Below are 3,073 nucleotides of genomic sequence, written 5' to 3'. Positions count from 1 at the left end.
AGGTTGGGGTCAACCGGGCGCCACAGCCAATCGGGAAGAAGCGTAAAGGATTCGTGTGTGGGGCTGTGTTGTTTCTGGCACAACACCGATCTCAACCGGCATGTCTTCATCCCCTTCGGGGATCGCACACCCGTCAGCGCCAAAGCGCTGACGGGTGTCGAGACACACCTGTTATAGGATCAAGCCTTACGGGCAATTAGTATCAGTTAGCTCAGTACATTACTGTACGTGCACACCTGACCTATCAACGTCCTGGTCTTGAACGACCCTTCAAGGGGCTCGAAGCCCCGGGGATATCTCATCTTAAGGCGAGTTTCCCGCTTAGATGCTTTCAGCGGTTATCTCTTCCGAACATAGCTACCCGGCGATGCCACTGGCGTGACAACCGGTACACCAGAGGTTCGTCCACTCCGGTCCTCTCGTACTAGGAGCAGCCCCCTTCAAATATCCAGCGCCCACGGCAGATAGGGACCAAACTGTCTCACGACGTTTTAAACCCAGCTCACGTACCTCTTTAAATGGCGAACAGCCATACCCTTGGGACCGGCTACAGCCCCAGGATGAGATGAGCCGACATCGAGGTGCCAAACACCGCCGTCGATATGAACTCTTGGGCGGTATCAGCCTGTTATCCCCAGAGTACCTTTTATCCGTTGAGCGATGGCCCTTCCATACAGAACCACCGGATCACTATGACCTGCTTTCGCACCTGTTCGACTTGTCAGTCTCACAGTCAAGCACGCTTATGCCATTGCACTATCAGCACGATTTCCGACCGTACCTAGCGTACCTTCGTACTCCTCCGTTACACTTTGGGAGGAGACCGCCCCAGTCAAACTGCCTACCATGCACTGTCCCCGATCCGGATCACGGACCAAGGTTAGAACCTCAAACAGATCAGGGTGGTATTTCAAGGACGGCTCCACGCAAACTGGCGTTCACGCTTCATAGCCTCCCACCTATCCTACACAGACCGGTTCAAAGTCCAATGCAAAGCTACAGTAAAGGTTCATGGGGTCTTTCCGTCTAGCCGCGGGGAGATTGCATCATCACAAACACTTCAACTTCGCTGAGTCTCGGGAGGAGACAGTGTGGCCATCGTTACGCCATTCGTGCAGGTCGGAACTTACCCGACAAGGAATTTCGCTACCTTAGGACCGTTATAGTTACGGCCGCCGTTTACCGGGACTTCAATCAGGAGCTTGCACCCCATCATTTAATCTTCCGGCACCGGGCAGGCGTCACACCCTATACGTCCACTTTCGTGTTTGCAGAGTGCTGTGTTTTTATTAAACAGTCGCAGCCACCAGTTTATTGCAACCCCTTCACCCTTCTGGCGCAGGCCAGTCAAGCTACCAGGGCGTACCTTATCCCGAAGTTACGGTACCAATTTGCCGAGTTCCTTCTCCCGAGTTCTCTCAAGCGCCTTAGAATACTCATCTCGCCCACCTGTGTCGGTTTGCGGTACGGTCACTGTGAAACTGAAGCTTAGAGGCTTTTCCTGGAACCCCTTCCAGTTGCTTCGCTTCCGAAGAAGCTCGCGCCACACCCTTGAATTGCGCGCCCGGATTTGCCAAAGCGCCTTCTCCAATGCAGCGACCGGGACTTCCAACACCCGGACAACCTTCCGCGATCCGTCCCCCCATCGCATTTCACAATGGTGCAGAAATATTAATCTGCTTCCCATCAGCTACGCATTTCTGCCTCGCCTTAGGGGCCGACTCACCCTACGCCGATGAACGTTGCGTAGGAAACCTTGGGCTTACGGCGAGGGGGCCTTTCACCCCCTTTATCGCTACTCATGTCAGCATTCGCACTTCCGATACCTCCAGCACACTTTCCAGTGCACCTTCGCAGGCTTACGGAACGCTCTCCTACCATGCATATAAATATGCATCCGCAGCTTCGGTATATGGCTTAGCCCCGTTACATCTTCCGCGCAGGACGACTCGATCAGTGAGCTATTACGCTTTCTTTAAAGGGTGGCTGCTTCTAAGCCAACCTCCTGACTGTTTTAGCCTTCCCACTTCGTTTCCCACTTAGCCATATTTGGGGACCTTAGCTGGCGGTCTGGGTTGTTTCCCTCTTGACACCGGACGTTAGCACCCGATGTCTGTCTCCCGTGATTGCACTCTTCGGTATTCGGAGTTTGCTATGGCGAAGTAATCCGCAATGGACCCCACAACCATGACAGTGCTCTACCCCCGAAGGTGATACACGAGGCACTACCTAAATAGTTTTCGGAGAGAACCAGCTATTTCCAGGTTTGTTTAGCCTTTCACCCCTATCCACAGCTCATCCCCTAACTTTTCAACGTTAGTGGGTTCGGTCCTCCAGCACGTGTTACCGTGCCTTCAACCTGGCCATGGATAGATCACCTGGTTTCGGGTCTACACCCAGCGACTGGACGCCCTGTTCGGACTCGCTTTCGCTACGCCTGCCCTAATCGGTTAAGCTCGCCACTGAATGTAAGTCGCTGACCCATTATACAAAAGGTACGCCGTCACCCCTTGCGAGGCTCCGACTGTTTGTATGCATGCGGTTTCAGGATCTGTTTCACTCCCCTCCCGGGGTTCTTTTCGCCTTTCCCTCACGGTACTGGTTCACTATCGGTCGATCACGAGTATTTAGCCTTGGAGGATGGTCCCCCCATCTTCAGACAGGATTTCACGTGTCCCGCCCTACTTCTCGTACACCCAGTTCTTTCCCGCTGTTTTCGTCTACAGGGCTATCACCTGCTATGGCCGCACTTTCCAGAGCGTTCGACTAACAATGAGAATAAAGAGTACAGGCTGATCCCATTTCGCTCGCCACTACTTTGGGAATCTCGGTTGATTTCTTTTCCTGCGGTTACTTAGATGTTTCAGTTCACCGCGTTCGCTTCACGTAGCCTATGGATTCAGCTACGGATACTCCATTAGGAGTGGGTTTCCCCATTCGGACATCTCCGGATCAAAGCTTGTTTGCCAGCTCCCCGGAGCTTTTCGCAGGCTACCGCGTCCTTCATCGCCTGTGATCGCCAAGGCATCCACCACATGCACTTGTTCGCTTGACCCTATAACGGGTGTGTCTC

At 53.4% G+C, this 3,073-nt stretch carries 1 rRNA gene; it reads right to left on the bottom strand.

Annotated features, from left to right (window positions below):
- Positions 1-175 precede the first annotated feature (175 nt).
- A 23S ribosomal RNA gene (locus tag GCT19_RS41495) occupies positions 176-3,055 on the bottom strand.
- Between the last annotated feature and the right edge of the window lie 18 nt (positions 3,056-3,073).

The organism is Paraburkholderia atlantica, assembly GCF_009362785.1.
GTDB classification, from domain to species: Bacteria; Pseudomonadota; Gammaproteobacteria; order Burkholderiales; family Burkholderiaceae; genus Paraburkholderia; species Paraburkholderia atlantica.
This window is presented reverse-complemented; position numbering and strand designations above follow the sequence as displayed.